The following is a 20,948-nucleotide window of genomic DNA, read 5'->3' as shown; positions in this document are numbered from 1 at the left end:
CGCCCCCCGGACCGCACCGCGGGGCGGGCAGCGGCGCGGACAGCGGGACGGGGTCCCACGAACGGCGGCATCAGCCGGGGGCGCGGCGTGCCGATGCTGCGGGCATGCTCCCCGACCGCCCGTCGCTGCGGCCGACGGTGATCACCGCCGCGGTCGGGGTCGCGGGCGCCGCCGCGGCCGCCGCCCCCGCCCCGGGCTCGCTCGCGGCCTCCCTGCTGTACGTCGTGCCGGTGCTGTTCTGCACGGTCGCCGTGGCCGTGGCGGTCCCCCGCGTCCCGGCCGGCTTCCGCCACCCGTGGCGCTGGCTGCTGGTCGCGCAGGTGCTCTACCTGGCCGGGGAGGTCCTGTTCCTCGTCTCGGAGCTGCGGGGCGAGGAGCGGTGGCCGACGCCCGGGGACGTGTTCTACCTGCTGGCCTACGTGCCGATGGCGGTGGGGCTGCTCGGCCTGAACCGGCAGCGGGCCAGCGTCCGCTACCGCGGCAGCCTCCTCGACGCGGGCGTCCTGTCGCTGTCGGCGGCCACCTTGTTCGGGGTCTTCGTGGTCCTGCCCGTCGCCTCCGACGGCTCCCAGCCGCTGCTGGTGCGGGTCGTCAGCTCCGCCTACCCCGTCGCCGACGTCCTGCTGGTCTTCCTGATGGCGCGGCTGCTGACCGGCCCCGGCGCCCGCCCCCCGGCCTTCTGGTTCCTCGTGGTCGCGATGAGCTGCACGATCGCGGCCGACGTCCTGTGGAACCTGCAGCAGCTCACCGTCGGCGGCCTCGGCAGCGGCCGGCTCCTGAACACCCTGTGGCTGCTGTACTACGCGGGGATCGCGGCGGCCGCCGTGAACGCCCGCCGGACCTGGGACCACCACCCCGCGACCGACACCACCGGGGGCCTGACCGCGCCGAAGCTGTTCGTGCTGGCGGTGGCCGCGGCCCTGCCCTCGGCGGTCCTGGTCACCCTGTCGCTGCTGCACCACGCCGTCCCGGCGGGGTGGCTGGCCGCCGGGTCCGTCGCCCTCATCGCCCTCGTCGTCGCCCGGGTCTGGGACCTGCTGCAGCAGCTGCGCGCGCAGTCGCACCGGCTGGCGGCGCTGGCCCGGACGGACCCGCTGACGGGCATCGCGAACCGCCGCACGCTGGAGCACGAGCTGCACCGGGTGTGCTGCGCGGACCGCGACGACGACGTGTTCGTCGCGCTGCTCGACCTCGACCACTTCAAGGCCTACAACGACTCCCGCGGCCACCAGGCCGGTGACGAGCTGCTCAAGGCGGCGAGCGCCGCGTGGGCCGACGCCCTGGGGCACGGCTTCCTCGCCCGCTGGGGCGGGGAGGAGTTCGTGGCCGTCGTCACCGGCGACGCCGAGGACGCGGCCCGCCGGGTGGACGCGCTGCGGGCGGTGGTCCCCGACGGGCAGACCTGCTCGATCGGGCTGGCGCGGTGGGAACCGGGCGAGCCGGTGGCCCGGACGCTGCGCCGCGCCGACGAGGCCCTGTACGCGGCGAAGTCCGCGGGCCGGGACCGGCTGGCGCGGGCCGTCCCCACCGCCTGAGCGGTCCCGCGCGACGCCGGCACCCGTTCGGCACCCGTTCGGCGCATCGCCTCCGGCGCCGGGCGGCCGATCTCCTAGGGGTGTCCAGCAGAACCGACCGCCGACGCGCACCCGCCGGGGACGCCCCGTGGGTCGTGCCGCGGCCCGTGCGCGTCCTGCTGCGGCTGCTGGTCGCCGCGGTGGTGCTGTGGACGCTGAGCCTGCTGCCGGGCGTCCGCCCGTCCGGGCAGGTGGTCCCGCTGCTGGACGTGTGGCTGCGGAACGCGCTGTGGCCGCTGTTCGCGGTGCTGGCGGTGTGGCGCGCGGTCGCGGTCCGCACCGACCGGCTGGCCTGGTCGTTCCTGGCCGCGGCCGTGACGGTGGGGTCGGTCCTGTCCTTCGCGTTCTACGCGGTGCTGCCGCGCGTCCCGTCGGAGGCGCTCGCGGCGGTGGTCGACGTGGGCTGGCTGGCGATGTACCCGCTGGCGTACGCGGGGTTCGTCCTGCTGCTGGGCGGGGGCCGGTTGCGCCGGGCGGTGTGGCTGGACGCCCTGCTGGCGGCGTTCGCGGGCGGGTCGCTGGCCGCGCTCGCCCTCATCGGGCGGCTGCTGACCCTGGACCCCCGCGGTCTGGTGCCCGCGCTGGTGCACCTGGCGTACCCGCTGGGCGACCTGCTGCTGCTGATGGTGGTGGCGTCGGTGTTCGGGGCGCTCGGGTGGCGGGCGGGCCGGGCCTGGACGTTCCTGGGGCTCGGCTTCGCCGTGCAGTCGATCGCCGACGCCGCGTACGCGGCGGGGGCCGCCTCGTGGCGGGTCGGCACCCTCGTGGACTCGTGCTGGACGACGTCGCTGCTGCTGGTGGTCGTCGCGGCCTGGCAGCGGCCGCAGCCGGCGACGGCGCGGACCGGCGGGCAGGGGCACCTGGTGACGGCGGCCGTCTCGGCGGTGCTGTGCGTCGCGGTGCTGTTCACCGCGACCGTCCTGGAGGTGCCGCCGGTCGTGAGCCTGCTGGCGCTCGGCGGGGTGCTCACGAGCGTCGCCCGCACGGGCGTGGCGTTCCGCCAGGTCCGCGACCTGGCGGTGTTCCGCAGCCAGGCCCGCACCGACGAGCTGACCGGCCTGGCGAACCGGCGCCGGTTCACCGAGGCGCTGTCGGCGGCGCTGCGGCGCACCGCGCCGGGGCGGCCGGCGGTGCTGCTGGTGGACCTGGACCGCTTCAAGGAGGTGAACGACAGTCTCGGGCACGCCGCCGGGGACGAGCTGCTGCTGGAGGTCGGCCGCCGGTTCGCCACCGCGCTGCGCCCCGGCGACCTGCTGGCGCGGTTCGGCGGGGACGAGTTCGCGGTCCTGACCCGCGAGGGCGGCGGGGGGAGCGCGGCGGCGCTGGCGGCGCGGCTGTCGGCGGCGCTGTCCGGGCCGTTCGTGCTGTCCGGGGTCCGGGTGCACGTGGGCTCCAGCACCGGGGTCGCGGTCTCGGTGGACGGCTCGGAGGGCGCGGCGGAGCTGATCCGGCGCGCGGACGTCGCGATGTACCGCGCCAAGGCCGACCGGTGCGCCGTCCACCAGTACGCCGACGCCCTCGACGAGCTGAGCCGCGACCGGCTGCGGCTGGTCGACGAGCTGCGCACGGGCATCGAGGGCGGTCAGCTCGTCCTGCACCACCAGCCGAAGATCGCGGTCGCGTCGGGCCGGGTGACGGGCGTGGAGGCCCTGGTGCGCTGGCAGCACCCCGAGCGGGGCCTGGTGCCCCCGGACGTGTTCCTGCCGCTGGTCGAGGACGCCGGGCTGTCGTCGGCCCTGAGCGCGCAGGTCCTGCGGATGGCGCTGCGGGACTGCGCCCGGTGGCACGCCGGGGGGCTGCCGATCAGCGTCGCGGTGAACCTGTCGACGTCGGAGCTGCTGGACGAGGACCTGCCCCGCCGGGTCGCGGCGATGCTGCGCGAGGTGGGCCTGACGGGGTCGGCGCTGGTGGTGGAGATCACCGAGAGCGTGTTCATGGTCGACAAGCGCACCTCGGTGGCGGTGCTGAGCGCGCTGCGGGACCAGGGGATCCGGATCTCCATCGACGACTACGGCACCGGGTACTCCTCGCTGGCGTACCTGCGCGAGCTGCCGCTGGACGAGCTGAAGCTGGACCGCTCGTTCACGCAGGACCTCGACACCGACCCCCGCACGGCCGCGATCGTGGCCTCGACGGTGGCGCTGGCGCACTCCCTGGGGCTGGCGATGGTCGCCGAGGGCGTCGAGAGCGACGCCGTGCTGGAGCGGCTGCGCCGCGACGGGTGCGACCTGGCCCAGGGTTTCCACGTGAGCCGGCCGCTGCCCGCGGACGCGCTGGAGGCCTGGTTCGCGGAGCTGGGCCCGCAGCGGTCCTGGCGGTCGGGCCCCCGGGCGGGCCGGGTGGCAGACTCCCCGGCGTGAGCCCACGCACCCGTACCGAAGTGGCCCGACTGGTCGACCACACGCTGCTCAAGCCCGAGGCGACCACCGCGGACGTCGCGGCGCTGGTCGCCGACGCCCGCGAGCTGGGGGTCCTGGCGATCTGCGTGTCGCCGAGCTTCCTGCCGGTGGCCGGCACCGGCGACCTCGTCGTCGCGACCGTCGCCGGGTTCCCGTCCGGCAAGCACACGAGCGCCGCGAAGGCCGCCGAGGCCGCGGCGGCCGCCGCCGCCGGGGCCCACGAGGTCGACATGGTGATCGACGTGGGCGCGGCGCTGGAGGGCCGGTTCGACGCCGTGCGCGAGGACGTCGCCGCCGTCCGCGCGGCCGTCCCGGCGCCGACGGTGCTGAAGGTCATCGTGGAGTCGGCGGCGCTGCCCGACGCGGCGCTCGTCGCGGTCTGCGAGGCCGCCGAGGCCGCCGGCGCGGACTTCGTGAAGACGTCGACGGGTTTCCACCCCACCGGCGGCGCGACGGTCCACGCGGTCGAGGTCATGCACGCCACCGTCGGCGGCCGCCTCGGCATCAAGGCCAGCGGCGGGATCCGGACCACCGAGCTGGCCCTGGCGCTGCTGGACGCCGGCGCGACCCGGCTGGGTCTGTCGGGGTCGGCGGCGGTCCTGGCCGGCCTGCCCGACTGACTCGCCGACCGACTCGCCGAACGACCGGCCGACCGACGTGGAGGGGAACGAGATGAGCGACGAGCGCGGCATCGAGTGCTGGCTGACGGACATGGACGGGGTGCTCGTCCACGAGGAGCACGCCCTGCCGGGGGCGGCGGAGTTCCTGCAGCGGCTGGCCGACTCCAGCCGCCGGTTCCTGGTGCTGACGAACAACTCGATCTTCACCCCGCGGGACCTGGCGGCGCGGTTGTCGCGCAGCGGCATCGAGGTCCCCGAGGAGAACATCTGGACGTCGGCGCTGGCGACGGCGGACTTCCTGTCGCGGCAGCTGCCGGGGGGTTCGGCGTACGTCATCGGGGAGTCGGGGCTGACGACCGCGCTGTACGAGGCGGGGTACACGACGACCGACACCGACCCGGACTACGTGGTGCTCGGGGAGACCCGGACGTACTCGTTCGAGGCCATCACGAAGGCGATCCGGCTGGTGGAGAAGGGAGCGCGGTTCATCGCGACGAACCCGGACGCGACGGGCCCCTCGAAGGAGGGTTCGCTGCCGGCGACGGGTTCGGTGGCCGCACTCATCACCCGCGCCACGGGCGCCGAGCCGTACTTCGTGGGGAAGCCGAACCCGATGATGTTCCGGTCGGCGATGAACCGGATCGAGGCCCACTCGGAGACGACGGCGATGATCGGCGACCGCATGGACACCGACGTCGTCGCCGGGATCGAGGCGGGCCTGCGGACGTTCCTGGTGCTGACCGGTTCCACCAAGCGCGAGCAGGTGCAGCGGTTCCCGTTCCAGCCGCACACGGTCGTCGACGGCATCGGCGACCTGATCGACCTGATCTGAGCGGGGTTCGAGCGGGTCCGTCGTGACCGGGCGGGTGCCCGGTCACGACGGTCCGGAGCTCAGGGACGGATCAGACCTCGGCGCCGAGGACGTGCGCCATGACGCGGTGCCCGCGCGCCTCCTGGTGCCGGCTCTGGCGCTCCAGCGCGCGCGAGAGCAGCAGGTGCGCGAAGGCGTCGGAAGGGCTGCGCCGCACCAGGTCCCGGGCCTGCTCCTCGGCCTTGCCGAGCATGGCCGCGCCGAAGTAGCTGCGGGCCAGCAGTTCCCGCAGGGAACGGTCGTCGGGGTGACGGTCCACCAGGGGTTCCAGCGACCGGACGGCGTCGGTGAACCGGCGCTCGTCGAAGGCGTCGCGGGCCATCTCGAAGCTGAGCAGGTCGATGTTCACGCGCTGTCCAACCCCGCCCCGGGGACGCTTGTTCCTCTCCGGCGGCGGCGCGGGGTGGACCACCGGGGAGCCGGTCCGCGACCGGCCGGGGCGAGGAACCCCAGCGCGAGCCGGGCCACCTCGGTCAGCTCCCCCCGGCCCGCTCCGAGCTCGGCGCGGGCCGAGAGCCCCTGCCACAGCGTCTGCACCAGCCCGGCCAGCGCGACCGGGTCCGTCCCCTCCGCCAGTTCCCCGTCCGCCACGGCCCGCTCGATGCGTGCCTGCAGCTTCGCCTCGTCGGCGCGCTGCAGGTCCGCGGCGTAGGTGCGCACGTCCAGCGTGGTGGAGGTGTCGGCCACGGCCGCGCTGCTGGTCAGGCACCCCGGGTGACCGTCCTGGGTGCGGGTGAACTCCTCCACGGAGTCCACGAGCACGCGCTCGAACACGTCGGCGATGGACGGCTGGGCCACGGCCCGCTCGTAGACGGCGCTATAGCGCAGGGCGTAGGTGCGCACCGCCTCGTCGAACAGCTCGCCCTTGCTGCCGAAGGCGGCGTACAGGCTGGAGCTGGAGATGCCCAGCGCCTGGCTCAACGCCCGGGTGGAGGTGCCGGAGAAGCCGTGCCGCCAGAACAGGCACGCGGCCCGGCGCACGGCGTCGTCGCGGTCGAAGGCGCGGGGCCGGCCGGCAGGTCGCCCCGGAGGCTCGTGGAGCGCCGCCGTGTCGTGCGTGGTGGTCACGTTGACGATCGTAGAGCGATCGCTCCACAATAGGTTTGTGGAGCAGATGATCCAGAAACGAGTCGACGTCGACGGCAGCTGGGTCAGCCTCGACCTGCGCGGCGAGAGCGACGGGCCCTCGATCGTCGTGGTCCCCGGCGCGATGGCCGACGCGGCCGCCTGGGCCCCGGTGGCGCGGCACCTGACGTCGTGGCCGACCGTCGCCGTCCTCAACCGGCGGGGCCGGGCACCCTCGGGCCCGCTCACCGACCGGTACGACCTGTCCACCGAGGTCGCCGACCTGGCAGCGGTCCTGCGCGCCTCCACCGACGTGCGCGCGGTGTTCGGGTGGAGCTACGGCGGCCTGATCGCGCTGCACCTGGCCAACGCGCTGGACGTCGCGCACCTCATCGCGTACGAGCCGGTCACCGCACCCTTCGGCGCTACGGCCCTGCCGGACCTGCGCCGCGCCCACGAGGCCGGTGACCTGGACACCGCCCTCACCGTCGCTCTCGAGCAGGTCGCCGGCACGGACCCAGCAGCTGTCGCGCAGCTGCGCGCCGACGAGACGACCTGGCAGCAGCTGCGCCGCCTGGGAGCAGCCGCCTACGCCGAGACCTCGGCCATCGACGCAGCCCCGCAGCCGGCGCAGCTGGCCACCCGCGCGGCTCGAGTGGACCTGATCATCGGCGAGCGCAACCGCGGGCGCGCACCGTACGGGACGTCGTTCGAGGACGTCGCGCGCCTGGTCCCCGCCGCGCGGGTCCACGAGCTGCCCGGCCAGGGGCACCTGGCGCACCTGGAAGCCCCCGGGCAGCTGGCCAGCCTGGTCGACCGGCTGTCCGGCGACCCCGGCTGACCGGCCCGGGACCGGCCCCCGCGCTCAGGCCCAGCCGAGCTCGTGCAGCCGGGCGTCGTCGATGCCGAAGTGGTGCGCGATCTCGTGCACGACGGTGACCCTGACCTCGGCGACCACCTCGTCGCGGTCCCGGGCGATCGCCAGGGTGGGGCGGCGGAAGATCGTGATGCGGTCCGGCAGCGCCCCGGCCGCCCACCAGGACCCGCGCTCGGTCAGCGGGGTGCCCTCGTAGAGGCCGAGCAGGTCGGGGCCGAACCCGGCGGGCGGGTCGTCCTCGACGAGGACGACGACGTTGTCCATGGCGCGCGCCAGCTCCTCGGGGATCTCGTCGAGGGCGTCGGCGACGGCCTCCTCGAACTCCTCGCGCGACAGGTCGACCACCGGGTCAGCGGACCACGGCGACCCGGCGGTTGTCGAGGACCCGGACCGGGACCCGGCCCCAGCGCGCGCGCTCGACCAGGACGGAGTCGACGACGACGACGGCCCCGACCAGGGCCGCCTCGGCGTGCAGCCGGACCAGGACGAGGTCGCGCGCGAACGCGGCGTCCTCGGCGCGGACCGTCCCGGCGTGGACCAGGCCGGACTCCACGCCGGTGCTCGCGGCCCCCGCGGGGAACCTGCGGTGGGCCACGACGGTCACCCGGTAGCGCTGTCGTCTGGTCGGCATGGACCGATCGTCACCGCGTCGGCGTCGCGTGTCGAGCATCGCGTCTCAGCTCCGTCTCAGGTCGGGGTCCCCGCCCGGGTCACGGCGCGGGGGCCGGGACGGTTCAGCAGCAGCGGCCGCCGGGGACCGCGGCCTTCGCGTCGGCCCGGCGGCGCTCGAAGACGGCGCGGCTGACGGGGGCCTGCCCGTGGCCGGCGCAGTGCCGCAGGTACGCCTCCCAGCGGTCCTGGCCGTCGACCTGGCGGACGACCCAGCGCAGGACCGCCAGCGCCCGCCTCACCGCCGGTCACCGACCTCGCGGCCGGTGTCGCGGCCGGTGCCGTGGCCGATCTCCTCGCGCAGCCGCGCCAGCTCGCGGCGCTCGGCGGCGGTGACGACGATCCCGGCGGGTTCGACGAGGCGGGACGGCACCGCGGGTTCCTCGGTGGTCGGCAGCTGCCCGGCCCGCAGCGCTCGGGCGATCACGACGGCCGCGTTCACGGCCACCACGACGACCAGGACCGCGAACACCGACTGCAGGACGCCGTTGACGGTGGAGTTCGTGACGACCTGCTGCATCTGCGCGGCGTCCTTCGCCGGGGCCAGGACCTCCCCCGCGGCGAGGGCGTCGGCGTACCGGGCGCGCTGGGCGAAGTAGCCGATGGCGGGGTTGTCGGAGAACACCTTCTGGTAGCTCGCCGTCATGGTCGTCACGAGGTCCCACACCAGCGGCACGGCCGTCACCCACACGTACCGGACGCGGCCGTGCTTGACGAGCAGCACCGTGACGAGGGTCAGGGCGATCGCGGCCAGCAGCTGGTTCGCGATCCCGAACAGCGGGAACAGCTGGTTGATCCCGCCGAGCGGGTCGGTGACGCCGGTGTAGAGGAAGTACCCCCAGGCGCCGACGACGGCGGCGCTGGCGATGACGTTCCCCGGCCGCCACGACAGGTCACCGAACTTCCGCCACACGTTGCCGATCGTGTCCTGGAGCATGAACCGGCCCACGCGGGTCCCGGCGTCGACGGCGGTGAGGATGAACAGCGCCTCGAACATGATGGCGAAGTGGTACCAGAACGCTTGCAGCCCACCGCCGAACGCCTGGTGGAACACCTGCGAGATGCCCAGCGCGAGGGCGGGGGCGCCGCCGGTGCGGGAGACGACGCTCTCCTCCCCCACCGCGTCCGCCGCGCCCTGGAGGGTCTCGGGGGTGGCGACGAAACCGAGGCCGGTGACGAACTCCGCCGCCGTCCGCGGGGTGCCGCCGGTGGCGCCGGCCGGGGAGTTCACGGCGTAGTACAGCCCCTGGTCGATGACGGAGGCGGCGATGAGGGCGCTGATCGCGACGAAGCTCTCCATGAGCATCCCGCCGTACCCGATGAGCCGCACCTGCCGCTCCTTGGCGACCATCTTCGGGGTGGTCCCGGAGGAGATCAGCGCGTGGAAGCCCGACAGCGCCCCGCAGGCGATGGTGATGAAGACGAACGGGAACAGCGACCCGGCGAACACCGGGCCGTTCCCCTCGCGGGCGAACGACGTGACGGCGTCGTTGGCGAGCACCGGCCGCGCCACGACCAGGCTCACGGCGAGCAGGACGATGACGCCGATCTTCATGAACGTCGAGAGGTAGTCGCGCGGGGTCAGCAGCAGCCACACGGGCAGCACCGAGGCGACGAACCCGTAGACGACGAGGGCGACGACGAGCGTCTCGGGCGACAGGGTGAGGGACGCGGCCAGCCCCCACGTCTCGACGTACCCGCCGCCGACGATGGCGGCCAGGAGCAGGACGACGCCCAGGGCGGTCGCCTCCAGCACCTTCCCGGGCCGCAGGTACCGCAGGTAGACGCCCATGAACAGCGCGATGGGGACGGTCAGGGCGATGGAGAACACGCCCCAGGGGGACTCGGCGAGGGCGTTGACGACGATGAGCGCCAGCACCGCCAGGATGATGATCATGATGGCGAAGACGGCGATGAGCGCGGCGACGCCGCCGACGACCCCGATCTCCTCGCGGACCATCTGGCCCAGGCTCTTGCCGCCGCGGCGCATGGAGAAGAACAGGACCGTGAGGTCCTGCACCGCCCCGGCGAAGATCACGCCGACGACGATCCAGATCGTCCCGGGCAGGTAGCCCATCTGCGCGGCCAGCACGGGCCCGACGAGGGGCCCGGCGCCGGCGATGGCGGCGAAGTGGTGGCCGAACAGGACCCGCCGGTCGGTGACCTCGAAGTCGACGCCGTTCTCGTACCGCTCGGCCGGGGTGGCGCGGCGGTCGTCGGCGCGCAGCACCCGGTGGGTGATGAACCGCGAGTAGAAGCGGTAGGCGATGGCGTACGAGGCCAGCGCCGCGAAGAGGATCCACAGGGCGTTGACGGACTCCCCGCGCGCGAGGGCCAGGACCGTCCAGCAGGCCGCGCCCACGACGGCGACGGCGCTCCACGCGGCGATCGAGCGGGCCGAGGGGCGTCTGCGCGCCACCTCGAGGTCGTCGGGCTGCAACCGGGACACGTTCCGCCTCCTCGCGGTCGTCCTGAGCGTCTGCTGAGCAGCGTGGCACACCCGGTCCCGGCGCACCCTCCCGCGGGCGGTCCGGGTGACGTGTCGCGGTGGGGGTCCGCATCCGTGGCAGGATTCCCGCGTGCGATTGGCTGACGAGCTCGACGGCAAGCGTTTCCTCCTGACCGGGGTGACGGGCTTCATCGGTGAGGCGTTGCTGCAGCGTCTGCTGGTCGACCTGCCCGGGACGACCGCGGTGGCGCTGGTGCGCCCCAAGCCCGGCCAGAGCGGCGAGGACCGGCTGCGGTCGGTGCTGCGCAAGCCGATCTTCCGCGCCGCCGGGGAGGCCGACGACCTGCTCAAGACGCGGGTCGAGGCGCTCGAGGGCGACCTGTCGAACGTGCCGGAGCTGCCCTCCGACATCGACGTCGTCGTGCACTGCGCGGGGGACGTGTCGTTCGACCCGCTCATCCAGGACGCCTTCACCACGAACGTCGTCGGCACCCGCTCGCTGGTGGAGCGCACGCTGGAGGCCGGCGAGCGCGGTCACCGCGCCGTGCACTACGTGCACGTCTCCACGGCGTACGTGGGCGGCCGGCGGCGCGGGGCGGTGCCCGAGCGGGCCGTGCAGCACGACGTCGACTGGCGCAGCGAACTGGAGGCGGGCCTGCGGCTGGCCGCGCGCATCGAGGAGGACTCCCGGCTGGAGGGGCGGCTGCGGGAGTTCCTGCGGGCCGCCGAGCGCGACCACGGCCGGGCCGGGCCGCTGTCGGTGGCCGCCGGGGCCGAGGAGCGGCGCGTGGCGTGGGTCACCGCGCAGCAGAAGGCGGCGGGCAAGGAGCGCGCCCGGACGCTGGGCTGGACGGACTGCTACACGTTCACCAAGGCGATGGGCGAGCGGTTCGTCGAGGAGGTCGCGGCGCCGGTGGTCCCGACGACGATCCTGCGCCCGAGCATCGTCGAGTCGGCCGTGAGCCACCCGCACCCGGGGTGGATCGAGGGCTTCAAGATGGCCGAGCCGATCATCCTGGCCTACGGCCGGGGTGAGCTGACCGAGTTCCCGGCCGCCCCCGACTCGGTCCTGGACGTCGTGCCGATCGACCACGTCGTCAACGCGATCCTCAAGGCGTCGGCGACCCCGCCGCCGCTGTCGCAGCCGGCGTACTACCACGTGACCTCGGGCAGCCGGAACCCGCTGACGTTCCGGGACGTGTACGAGTTCATCCGCGAGTACTTCACGAAGCACCCCTTCGACTCCTCCCCCGAGGTCATGCCGACGTGGGACTTCCCCGGCGGCCGGGCCGTGGAGCGCAAGGTGCGCGCCGGGGAGCTGCTGACGGGCGCCGGGGACCGGCTGCTGGCCCTGGCCCCGCGCTCGCCCAAGGTCCGGGACGTCTCCCTGCGGCTGGACAAGGCCCGCCGGCAGATCGAGTTCGCCCGCCGCTACATGGACCTGTACAAGGCGTACACCGAGGCCGAGCTGCGGTTCGTCGACGACAACACCCTGGCGCTGCACCGGGCGCTGGACCCCGCGGACGTCGAGCTGTTCGGCTTCGACACCTCCACGGTGGACTGGACGCACTACTGGCTGGAGTCGCACTGCCCGTCGGTGACGACGCAGATGCGCAAGTACGAGGAGATCCGCCGCCGCCGCACGCAGGCCGAGCAGCGCGGGCCCCGCGAGCTGCGGCCGGTCGCCGAGGGCGCGCCGCCCGTGCTGGCCGTGTTCGACCTGGCCGGGACGCTGCTGCCGGGCACGGTCGTCGACTCCTACCTGACGCTGCGGCTGTCCTCGCTGGACGCCCCGGCCCGCATCGCCGAGTTCGGTCGCGTCGTGCGGCACCTGCCGGGCTGGATCGCCTCCGAGCGCCGCGACCGGGGCAGCTTCCTGCGCTCGCTCTTCCGCGGGTACGCGGGGGTCGACCTGGACGCGCTGGAGGCGTACGTCGACGACGTCTACGCCCCCGCCTTCCTGGAGCAGGTGTCCTCCGACGCGCTGCGGCGCATCCAGGCGCACCGCGACGCGGGGCACCGCACGATCCTCATGACCGGTGACGTGCGGCAGGTGACCCGCCCGCTGGCGGGGCTGTTCGACGAGGTGGTGTGCACCGAGCTGGACGAGCAGGTGACCGACGGCCACCGCCGGGCCAGCGGGTTCCTCACCTCCCCGCCGCTGGTGGGCGAGGCGCGCGCGGCGTGGCTGCGCCGGTACGCCGAGGTCGAGGGCGCGGACCTGTCGGCGAGCTACGCCTACGCCGACTCCCACGTCGACCTGCCGCTGCTGAAGACCGTGGGCAACCCGACGGCCGTCTCCCCCGACGTGCCGCTGTTCCGGGTGGCGCGGGCCTCGCGCTGGCCGGTGCAGGACTGGGCCGCGTCCTCGCCGGCGCGCCGGCTGCGGGTGCCGCAGCAGGTGCTCGCAGGCACGGACTGACCGGGGTCGCGGCGGTGCGGACCCCTGCGGGCCGCGGGGGGCGTGGCAGGATGCGTCTCGTGAACTCCGCGCCGCCGCTGACCGTCGGTGTGTCGAGGACCGGAGGATGGCGAGGCTGATGGGATTCCCGCGACCGACCCGCATCGTGCGTGCTCTGCCGTTGCTGCGCAAGCGTTCCCAGGGGGCGCCCGAGCCCGGGGGCGGGAGCCGCTCGGTGCACCGCAACGACTGGGTGCGCTCGGCGCCGGCGACGCTGGTCCGGTCGACGCTGCAGCGGGTCCTGATGACCCCGGTGATGCGGTCGCAGGTGACGATCCACGTCCACGACGTGGAGGTCCTGGACCGGCTGGGGACGGCGGCCGTGCTGGTCGCCAACCACTCCTCGCACCTGGACGCGCCCGTCATCCTGGAGGCGCTGGGGCCGCGGCGCCGGCGCCGGGTGGCGATCGCGGCCGCCGCCGACTACTTCTTCGACGTGTGGTGGCGGGCGGCGCCCTCGGGCCTGGTGATCGGGACGTACCCGCTGGAGCGGCGCGGGGGCCGGGGGCCGAACCAGTCCTCGCAGCTGCTGCACGACGGCTGGAGCCTGGTGATCTTCGCCGAGGGCGGGCGCAGCTACACCGGGGAGATGCGGCCGTTCAAGAAGGGCGCGGCGTACCTGGCGCTGGAGGCGGGGGTGCCGGTGGTGCCGATCGCCCTGCGGGGGACGTTCGACGCGATGCCGCCGCGGCGCAACTGGCCGGTCCCGGGGCGTCCCCCGATCCACGTGACCTTCGGGGAGCCGCTGCACGGCCGCGAGGGTGAGCGGGCGGGCGACTTCACGTCCCGCATCGAGGAAGCGGTCGCGAAGCTGCTCGCCAACTCCTGACGGAGCGTGATGTGCACCACACTCGTGGTGCACATCCCGCCCGGTGGCGGGGGTTCCGGTCACGAACCGGTCTCCGGACGGTGTACGGCGGGCCTCGGACGCGTTACCGTCAGGACGTCTCCGGGGCCACTCGGGGACACGGCCGCGGAACGCCGAGTCCTGCCCACCGCGCGCCGGCAAAGAGCCCGTGGGCAGGAGCGGGGGACCCAAGGTTCCTCGGACGACCGCCCCGGCGGGAGTCCTCGGGGTGAAGCCGCGCCCGCGCGGCCGGGTCAACCAACCTTCGACCCGAACCCGACAGCTGACCTCGCAGGCGTTGGAGGTCACCATGTCTGCGATCCGTCGCGCCCCCGCGCGCCACCGCGCGCCCCGCACCACCACGTCCCTCCGTCGCGGGCTGCTCGCGACCGTCGCGGCCGGCGCCGCCGGCGCGGCCCTGCTGGGCCCCGTCTCGACCGCCTCCGCCGCCCCGGTCTCCGAGTGGGACCGCCTCGCCCAGTGCGAGTCCGGCGGCAACTGGCACATCAACACCGGCAACGGCTACTACGGCGGGATCCAGTTCAGCGCCCGCACCTGGACCGGCTTCGGCGGCGGCCAGTTCGCCCCCCGTGCCGACCTCGCCACCCGCGAGCAGCAGATCGTCACCGCCGAGCGCGTGCTCGCCAAGCAGGGCTGGCGCGCCTGGCCGTCCTGCTCCCGCAAGCTGGGCCTGAGCGGTGCGGCCGACCCGGTCGGCATGGAGCAGGCGCTGCTGCACCCCGCGCCCGCCCCGGCGCCCGCCCCGGCGCCCGCGCCGGCTCCCGCCCCGGCTCCCGCCCCGGCCCCCGCGCCCGCCCCGGCTCCCGCGGCGGTCGTCGAGTCCGCTCCCGCCCCGGTGCGCACCCACACCGTCGCCCCCGGCGAGACGCTGTACCGCATCGCCGTCAACAACGGCGTCGTCGGCGGCTACGTCGCCGTGTGGAACGCCAACCGCGGCGCGATCGGCGACAACCCCGCGCACATCCGCGTCGGCCAGGTCCTCGTCCTGCCCTGACCCCCCGCGACCGGGACCGAGCCCCGGCGGTCCAGGACGGCCCCACCGCCGTCCTGGACCGCCGGGGCTCGTCACGTCACGGGCAGGCGGTGGGCCGCTGGCCGAAGACGTGCCGGCGCACCCAGGCGTGCATCGCGACCGCCGCGGCGGCCCCCACGTTGATCGAGCGCGTCGACCCGAACTGGGCGATCGCCAGGACGTCGACGCAGTGCCCGACGGCCTCCGCGGTCAGCCCGGGGCCCTCCTGCCCGAAGAGCATCACGCACGCGCGCGGCAGGTCGTACGTCTCCAGCGGCACCGACCCCTCGACGTTGTCGATGCCCACGATCGGCAGGTCCCGCTCGGCGGCCCAGGCGGCCAGGGCCGCCACGTCGGCGTGGTGGTGGGTGCTGAGGTAGCGGTCGGTGACCATCGCGCCGCGCCGGTTCCAGCGGCGGTTCCCGACCACGTGCGCGCCGGCGGCGTTCACGGCGTTCGCGGTGCGCACGACGGACCCGATGTTCGCGTCGTGCTGCCAGTTCTCCACCGCGACGTGCAGCGGGTTCCGGCGGGTGTCGAGGTCGGCGACGATCGCCGCGTTCGACCAGTAGCGGTACTCGTCGCCGACGTTGCGGCGGTCCCCCTCGCGCAGCAGCTCCGGGTCGTACCGCGGGTCGTCGGGCCAGGCCCCTTCCCAGGGTCCGACGCCGACGACCCGCTGCTCCTGCTCGCTCACCCGGGGATCCTCCCAGGTGTCAGGCGACCTTCTTCCAGGCGGACTTGAAGCCCAGCGAGCGCCCCGTCTGGAGCAGGCTGTTCTCGTACAGCCGCCGCGCGACCGCCACGAACAGCAGCGCGGTGACGGCGATGACGCCCAGCGACAGCAGCGGCTCCCACAGCGCGACGTCGCCCTGGACGACCCGCTTGGGCATGACCATCGGCGAGGACAGCGGCACGTAGGACAGGGCCGTCTGCAGCGTCCCCGGCTCGTTGACGGCGAACGAGGCGAGGAACGGCAGCATCACGAACATCTGCACCGGCATGGCGGTGGACTGCAGGTCCTCCAGCCGGCTGGCCATGGACCCCGCCGCCGCCCACAGGCACGACAGCATCGCGAACCCGAAGACGAAGAACACCAGGAACCAGGCCGCGGCGGTGGGGATGCCGGGGATCGACTCCAGCAGCTCCGGCTGGGCGATCCGCAGGGCGATCACCCCGGCGGCGACGAGCAGCAGGACCTGCCCGAACGCCAGCAGGCCGTTGCCGAGGATCTTGCCGATGAGCAGCTGCCGCACAGGGACGGTGGTCACCAGCAGCTCGATGACGCGGGTCTGCTTCTCCTGCACGACGCTCTGCGCGATCGAGTACCCGAAGATGACGACGATCTGGAAGAACAGGACGGCGAAGGCCAGGCCGAGCAGGTAGACCGTGAACGGGTCCACCGCGTCGGGGGCCAGCAGCACCGTGGTCGGCGGCGGCAGCGACAGGACCGCCCGCACGTCGTCGGCGCCGACCCCGAGGGCCTCGAACCCGGCGACGGTCTGCGCGGCGTCGATCCGCGCGGTGAGGACGCTCGCGAGGGTGTCGGACACGGTGCGGTCGCCGACGATGGTCGTCCCGGCGTCGGTGACCAGCACCGCCGCGTCGACGTCGCCGTCCCGCACGGCCTGCTCGGCGGCGGCCGCGTCGGGCTGGTCGCGCAGCACGACCCGGTCGTCGGAGCTCTCCCCCGGCTGGGCGGTCTCCACGTAGGGGCGCGAGTCCCCGGTGACGGCCACGTCGTAGTCGTTCGAGCCGCCCGAGATCACCCCCGGCAGCACCGCGGCGAGCGCGACGATGACGAAGAGCAGCGCGGTGGAGAAGATGAACCCCTTGTCCCGCAGTCGCTCGGTCATCTCGCGCTGGGCGACGATCCACCACTGCCCCTTCACCGGGACACCTCCTGGAACAGTTCGGACAAGGTGGGCAGCAGCGGCGCGAACGACCGGACGGGCCCGCGGCGGACGGCTTCGGCCAGGACCCGCTGGTCCAGGTCGCCGGCGTCGTCGGGCAGCTCCAGGACGACGCCGTGCCGGCGGCGCTCGACGACCCGGACCCCGGGGACGTCGCGCAGCCAGTCGAGGTCGGTGTCGGCGACCAGCTCGTAGCGGGACCCGCCGCGTTCGCGGCGCAGCTTCTCCGGCTCGCCGGAGGCGACGACCCGGCCGCCGTGCAGGATCACCAGGTCGTCGCAGAGGCGGTCGACGAGGTCGAGCTGGTGGCTGGAGAACAGCACCCCGACCCCGGCGGCGGTCTTCTCCCGCAGCAGCTCGGCCATCGCGTCGACGGCGAGGGGGTCCAGGCCGGAGAACGGCTCGTCGAGGACGAGCAGCTCGGGGTCGTGGATGAGGGACGCGGCGACCTGCACGCGCTGCTGGTTCCCCAAGGACAGCGACTCCAGCTTGTCGCGGGAGCGTTCCCCCAGGCCCAGGCGGTCCAGCAGCTCCTGGCCGCGGCGCGCGGCGGCGGCGCCGTCGACGCCGTGCAGGCGGGCCAGGAACACCAGCTGCTCCAGGAGGCGGCCCTTGGGGTAGAGGCCGCGCTCCTCGGGCATGTAGCCGAAGCGGCGGCGGGTGGCGAGGTCGGGGACCTCCCCGCGGAACGTCACCGACCCGGAGTCGGCGGCGAGCACCCCCAGGGCGATCCGCATCGTGGTGGTCTTCCCGGCACCGTTCGCGCCGACGAAGCCGACCATGCGCCCGTCGGGGACGCTGAGGCTGACGTCGTCGAGCGCGAGTCGGTCCCCGAACCGGCGGGTGATGTTGTCGAGGACGAGCACGCCGCCGAACCTATGCGTCTGCTGGGAGGGGACGCGTCCACCGAACGTCTACCCGGCCCTCACCTCGTCGGGTGGACCTGCACGGCGGTCGCCTCGACCGCGAGGTGGACGGTCGCGCCGGGGCTGAGGTCGAGCGCGGCGGCCGCGGCGACGGCCACGTCGGCCAGCACCTCCCCGGCCGCGGCCCGGGCCCGGACGCGGACGACGTCCCCGCGCGGGCTGACGTCGACGACGTGCGCGGGCCACCCGCGGGCGCCGCCCCCGGGGTCGGCGGCGGGGTCGGGGTCGGGGGCGTGGACGGCGACGGCGGACGGGCTGAACAGGGCGACGCCGCGCTCGCCCGCGGCGCCGTGCACGCGCCCGCCGACGGTGGTGCCGTCGTCGGTGCGCAGCCCGTCGGCGGTGAGGGTCCCCGGCAGCAGCACCAGCCCGGCCAGGCGGGCGCCGAACGCGCTGCGCGGCGCGGTGAGGACGTCCTGGACGGCGCCGCGCTCGACGACGCGGCCGCCGTCGAGGACCACGACGCGGTCGGCGAGGGCGAGGGCGTCGAGGGGGTCGTGGGTGACGAGGACGGCGGAGCGGTCCCCGCCGCGCAGGACCCGGCGCAGCACCTGCCGCACCTCGGGGGCGGCGGTGACGTCGAGCGCGGCGAGCGGTTCGTCCAGCAGCAGCAGCCGCGGCCCGGCGGCCAGGGCGCGGGCCAGGGCGACCCGCTGGGCCTGCCCGCCGGACAGCTCGTGGGGGCGGCGGCCGGCGAGGGCGGTGGCGCCGACCTCGGCGAGCAGGTCGGCGGCCCGGTCCCGGGCCCGGCGCCGGGACGCCCCGGCGCTGCGCGGGCCGAACGCGACGTTGCCCGCGACGTCCAGGTGCGGGAAGAGCAGCGCGTCCTGGGCGAGCAGCCCGACGCCGCGCCGGTGCGGCGGGACGAAGGTGCCGCGGTCGTCGGACAGGACCCGGCCGTCGAGGACGACGCGGCCGGCGGTGGGCCGCAGCAGCCCGGCCAGCAGCGCCAGCAGCGTCGACTTCCCCGCCCCGTTGGGGCCCACGACGGCCAGGACCTGCCCGGGCGCGACCTCGCAGCGCACGGCCAGCGCGCGGGGGGCGAACCCGACGTCGGCCTCCAGGCTCACGGGCCGGCCCGCCGTCCCCGCACGGCGACGACCACGACGACGGCGACGACGACGAGCAGCAGCGACAGCGCGGCGGCGGCGTCGGGGTCGGTCTCGCGCTGGAGGTAGACCTCCAGCGGCAGGGTGCGGGTGACGCCCTGCAGGCTCCCGGCGAACGTGAGCGTCGCGCCGAACTCCCCGAGCGCGCGGGCGAAGGCGAGCACCGCGCCGGACAGCAGCCCGGGGCCGACGAGCGGCAGCGTGACGCGGAGCAGCACGCGGCTGGGCCGCGCGCCGAGGGTGGCGGCCACGGCGTCGTAGCGCGGGCCGGTGCTCCGCAGGGCCCCTTCGAGGCTGAGGACGAGGAACGGCAGCGACACGAACGTCTGCGCGACGACGACGGCGGCCGTGGTGAACGCGATCTCGACCCCGGCGACGGACAGGGCCGGCCCCAGCAGCCCGCGCCGTCCCAGCGCCCACAGCAGCGCCAGGCCGCCGACGACGGGCGGCAGGACCAGCGGGAGCAGCACGACCGACCGCACGACCCGCAGCCCGGGGAACGTGCCGCGGGCCAGGACGAGGGCCAGCGGGACGCCCAGCAGCAGGCACAGCGCGGTGCTGGCGGCGGCGGTGCGCAGGCTCAGCAGCAGCGCGGCGCGCGCCGGGCCCGACGTCAGCAGCGGCAGGAGGTTCGGCCAGTCGACCCGGCTGAGCAGCCCGGCGAGCGGGAGGACGGTCAGCGCCAGCCCCAGCGCCGCCGGGACGTACACCCAGCGCGGCGGCGCGCTGCCCGGTGCGGCGCCGCGGGCCCTCACGGGGCCCCGAACCCCGCGGCCCGCAGCGTCGCCCGCCCCTGCGGGCCGGTGACGGCGGCGACGAAGGCCGCCGCCAGGTCGGCGTCGGCGGCGCCGGCCAGCGCGGCGACCGGGTAGGTGGTGACGGCCCGCGCGGACTCGGGGAACGCGACCCCGGTGACGGCGTCCCCGGCGGCGGCGACGTCGGTGACGTACACGAGCCCGGCGTCGGCCTCCCCGGAGGTGACCTTGCCGAGGACGTCGGTCACCGAGGACTCCTCGCTGACGGGCGAGAGCGTCACGCCGGTCACCTGCTCGACGGTCCGCGTCGCCGCCCCGCACGGGACCTGCGGGGCGCAGACGACGACCTTGAGCCCGGGCGCGGCCAGGTCGGCGAACCCCGTGACGCCCGCCGGGTTGCCCGGCGGGGTGGCGATCCGCAGGACGTTGGTGGCGACGTCGACGGGGTCGCCGGCGGTGAGGCCGGCGTCGGCGACCTCGGCCATGGTCGCCTCGTCGGCGGAGGCGAACACGTCCGCGGGCGCCCCCTCGGTGATCTGGGTGGCGAGGTCGGAGGACCCTGCGAAGGAGAAGGCGACGTCGACGCCCGGGTGGGCCCGCTCGAACGCGGCGCCGATCCCGGTGAAGGCCGCCCGCAGCGAGGCGGCCGCGAACACCGTCAGCGTCGTGGTCGGGGTGCCCCCGGCCGGGGAGCCGCAGGCGGTCAGCAGGGCGCCGGCGGCGGCGAGGGCGAGCAGCCGCCTCCCCGGCCTCGTCCCCGGCCCCGGCCTCACGAGGTGCCGCCGGGGGTCTCGACGATGACGGTGGTGGCCTTGACCACGGCGGTGGCGCGCGAGCCGGGGGCCAGGCCGAGCTCCTCGACGGCTTCGCGGCTCATGAGGGACACGACCCGGTGCGGGCCGCACTGCATCTCGACCTGGGCCATGACGCCGTCGGCGACGACGCGGGTGACGAGCCCGGCGAAGCGGTTGCGGGCCGAGCGGGCGACGGCGGTGGTGTCGGTCGCGGCGGCGGCGGAGGCCGCGGCGTGCCGGACGGCGAAGGCGGCCAGCGTGGCGCCGTCGACGACGGTGCGGCCGGCCGCGTCCTTGCCCGCGGGCAGGGTCCCGGCGTCGGTCCAGCGCCGGGCGGTGTCGTCGGAGACGCCGAGGAGGTCGGCGACCTCGCGGACGCGGTACTGGGGCACCCGACGAGGTTAGCCGCAGGTGCGGCCCGCGGGGGCTCCGGGAGCCGCGGGTGCGGTCAGCGGAGGACGGTCAGCGGAGGACGGTCAGCGGAGGACGGTCAGCGGAGGACGGTCAGCGGAGGACGGTCAGCGGAGGACGGTCAGCGGAGGACGGTCAGCGGAGGACGGTCAGCGGAGGACGGTCAGCGGAGGAC

21 protein-coding genes and 1 riboswitch are annotated in these 20,948 nt (G+C 75.2%); of the genes, 8 read left to right on the top strand and 13 right to left on the bottom strand.

Going from position 1 to position 20,948, the window contains the following annotated elements; translation table 11 throughout:
• The first annotated feature begins 104 nt into the window (after window positions 1-104).
• The 4 genes from ACRYM6_RS13795 (at window position 105) to ACRYM6_RS13780 (ending at window position 5,425) form a co-directional block, all read left to right on the top strand.
• On the top strand, window positions 105-1,535 hold the full coding sequence (locus tag ACRYM6_RS13795) for a GGDEF domain-containing protein (protein ID WP_432543456.1): 1,431 nt from the start codon (window positions 105-107) through the stop codon (window positions 1,533-1,535).
• 80 nt (window positions 1,536-1,615) lie between these two features.
• Window positions 1,616-3,934, top strand: coding sequence for a putative bifunctional diguanylate cyclase/phosphodiesterase (locus tag ACRYM6_RS13790; protein ID WP_432543455.1), 2,319 nt, complete (start codon window positions 1,616-1,618; stop codon window positions 3,932-3,934).
• Window positions 3,931-4,593, top strand: a complete 663-nt coding sequence (deoC, locus tag ACRYM6_RS13785; RefSeq protein WP_432543454.1) for a deoxyribose-phosphate aldolase — start codon at window positions 3,931-3,933, stop codon at window positions 4,591-4,593. The genes ACRYM6_RS13790 and deoC overlap by 4 nt, the downstream gene beginning before the upstream one ends.
• A gap of 52 nt (window positions 4,594-4,645) precedes the next feature.
• Window positions 4,646-5,425, top strand: coding sequence for an HAD-IIA family hydrolase (locus ACRYM6_RS13780; protein ID WP_432543453.1), 780 nt, complete (start codon window positions 4,646-4,648; stop codon window positions 5,423-5,425).
• A 70-nt stretch (window positions 5,426-5,495) separates the two neighbouring features.
• Here the strand turns inward: ACRYM6_RS13780 and ACRYM6_RS13775 are convergent, their stop codons facing one another.
• Both ACRYM6_RS13775 and ACRYM6_RS13770 read right to left on the bottom strand, forming a co-directional pair.
• A complete protein-coding gene (locus ACRYM6_RS13775) occupies window positions 5,496-5,813 on the bottom strand; it encodes a tetratricopeptide repeat protein (RefSeq protein WP_432543452.1) in 318 nt (105 codons plus the stop codon).
• Window positions 5,810-6,532, bottom strand: coding sequence for a TetR/AcrR family transcriptional regulator (locus ACRYM6_RS13770; protein ID WP_432543451.1), 723 nt, complete (start codon window positions 6,530-6,532; stop codon window positions 5,810-5,812). The genes ACRYM6_RS13775 and ACRYM6_RS13770 overlap by 4 nt, the downstream gene beginning before the upstream one ends.
• Window positions 6,533-6,578: 46 nt before the next feature.
• Between ACRYM6_RS13770 and ACRYM6_RS13765 the strand changes: the two genes are divergently transcribed.
• Window positions 6,579-7,370 carry an alpha/beta fold hydrolase gene (locus ACRYM6_RS13765; RefSeq protein ID WP_432543450.1) on the top strand — a complete coding sequence of 264 codons (792 nt, stop codon included), beginning with the start codon at window positions 6,579-6,581 and terminating at the stop codon, window positions 7,368-7,370.
• Between the two features lie 24 nt (window positions 7,371-7,394).
• Here ACRYM6_RS13765 and ACRYM6_RS13760 read toward each other — a convergent pair whose 3' ends face one another.
• From ACRYM6_RS13760 to ACRYM6_RS13745, 4 genes are all read right to left on the bottom strand, one after another.
• Window positions 7,395-7,751, bottom strand: coding sequence for a metallopeptidase family protein (locus ACRYM6_RS13760; RefSeq protein WP_432543449.1), 357 nt, complete (start codon window positions 7,749-7,751; stop codon window positions 7,395-7,397).
• A gap of 4 nt (window positions 7,752-7,755) precedes the next feature.
• Complete coding sequence (locus ACRYM6_RS13755; protein WP_432543448.1) at window positions 7,756-8,037, bottom strand: hypothetical protein; 282 nt, start codon at window positions 8,035-8,037, stop codon at window positions 7,756-7,758.
• Window positions 8,038-8,140: 103 nt separating this feature from the next.
• Window positions 8,141-8,317 carry a CstA-like transporter-associated (seleno)protein gene (locus ACRYM6_RS13750; protein WP_432543447.1) on the bottom strand — a complete coding sequence of 59 codons (177 nt, stop codon included), beginning with the start codon at window positions 8,315-8,317 and terminating at the stop codon, window positions 8,141-8,143.
• Window positions 8,314-10,524, bottom strand: coding sequence for a carbon starvation CstA family protein (locus ACRYM6_RS13745; protein WP_432543446.1), 2,211 nt, complete (start codon window positions 10,522-10,524; stop codon window positions 8,314-8,316). The genes ACRYM6_RS13750 and ACRYM6_RS13745 overlap by 4 nt, the downstream gene beginning before the upstream one ends.
• Window positions 10,525-10,654: 130 nt before the next feature.
• On the opposite strand from ACRYM6_RS13745, the gene ACRYM6_RS13740 reads away from it, so the two are divergent.
• From ACRYM6_RS13740 to ACRYM6_RS13730, 3 genes are all read left to right on the top strand, one after another.
• On the top strand, window positions 10,655-12,946 hold the full coding sequence (locus ACRYM6_RS13740; protein ID WP_432543445.1) for an SDR family oxidoreductase: 2,292 nt from the start codon (window positions 10,655-10,657) through the stop codon (window positions 12,944-12,946).
• 118 nt (window positions 12,947-13,064) lie between these two features.
• Window positions 13,065-13,814 (top strand): lysophospholipid acyltransferase family protein, encoded by a 750-nt coding sequence (locus tag ACRYM6_RS13735; protein ID WP_432543444.1) that lies wholly within the window; start codon window positions 13,065-13,067, stop codon window positions 13,812-13,814.
• A gap of 140 nt (window positions 13,815-13,954) precedes the next feature.
• A riboswitch (cyclic di-AMP (ydaO/yuaA leader) is annotated at window positions 13,955-14,145 on the top strand.
• Complete coding sequence (locus ACRYM6_RS13730; RefSeq protein WP_432543443.1) at window positions 14,143-14,847, top strand: transglycosylase family protein; 705 nt, start codon at window positions 14,143-14,145, stop codon at window positions 14,845-14,847. It overlaps the preceding riboswitch by 3 nt.
• Before the next feature lie 76 nt (window positions 14,848-14,923).
• Here ACRYM6_RS13730 and ACRYM6_RS13725 read toward each other — a convergent pair whose 3' ends face one another.
• Genes ACRYM6_RS13725 through ACRYM6_RS13695 form a run of 7 tightly spaced genes read right to left on the bottom strand, consistent with a single transcriptional unit; the run spans window position 14,924 to window position 20,754 of the window.
• Window positions 14,924-15,562: a TrmH family RNA methyltransferase gene (locus ACRYM6_RS13725; protein ID WP_432543442.1), complete on the bottom strand. Its 639-nt coding sequence runs from the start codon at window positions 15,560-15,562 to the stop codon at window positions 14,924-14,926.
• A gap of 19 nt (window positions 15,563-15,581) precedes the next feature.
• Window positions 15,582-16,757 carry an ABC transporter permease gene (locus tag ACRYM6_RS13720; RefSeq protein WP_432543441.1) on the bottom strand — a complete coding sequence of 392 codons (1,176 nt, stop codon included), beginning with the start codon at window positions 16,755-16,757 and terminating at the stop codon, window positions 15,582-15,584.
• Window positions 16,754-17,644, bottom strand: a complete 891-nt coding sequence (locus ACRYM6_RS13715) for an ABC transporter ATP-binding protein (RefSeq protein ID WP_432543440.1) — start codon at window positions 17,642-17,644, stop codon at window positions 16,754-16,756. The genes ACRYM6_RS13720 and ACRYM6_RS13715 overlap by 4 nt, the downstream gene beginning before the upstream one ends.
• A 59-nt stretch (window positions 17,645-17,703) precedes the next feature.
• Window positions 17,704-18,774, bottom strand: a complete 1,071-nt coding sequence (locus ACRYM6_RS13710) for a sulfate/molybdate ABC transporter ATP-binding protein (RefSeq protein WP_432543439.1) — start codon at window positions 18,772-18,774, stop codon at window positions 17,704-17,706.
• A complete protein-coding gene (locus tag ACRYM6_RS13705; protein WP_432543438.1) occupies window positions 18,771-19,568 on the bottom strand; it encodes an ABC transporter permease in 798 nt (265 codons plus the stop codon). Before ACRYM6_RS13705 ends, ACRYM6_RS13710 begins: the two co-directional genes overlap by 4 nt.
• On the bottom strand, window positions 19,565-20,341 hold the full coding sequence (gene modA / locus ACRYM6_RS13700) for a molybdate ABC transporter substrate-binding protein (RefSeq protein ID WP_432543437.1): 777 nt from the start codon (window positions 20,339-20,341) through the stop codon (window positions 19,565-19,567). The genes ACRYM6_RS13705 and modA overlap by 4 nt, the downstream gene beginning before the upstream one ends.
• Window positions 20,338-20,754 (bottom strand): TOBE domain-containing protein, encoded by a 417-nt coding sequence (locus tag ACRYM6_RS13695; protein ID WP_432543436.1) that lies wholly within the window; start codon window positions 20,752-20,754, stop codon window positions 20,338-20,340. Before ACRYM6_RS13695 ends, modA begins: the two co-directional genes overlap by 4 nt.
• Window positions 20,755-20,948 lie beyond the last annotated feature (194 nt).

Source organism: Kineococcus rugosus, assembly GCF_050871975.1.
Classification (GTDB): Bacteria; Actinomycetota; Actinomycetes; order Actinomycetales; family Kineococcaceae; genus Kineococcus.
Note: the sequence above shows the minus strand (reverse complement) of the source record. Positions and strands in the feature narration are given on the sequence as shown.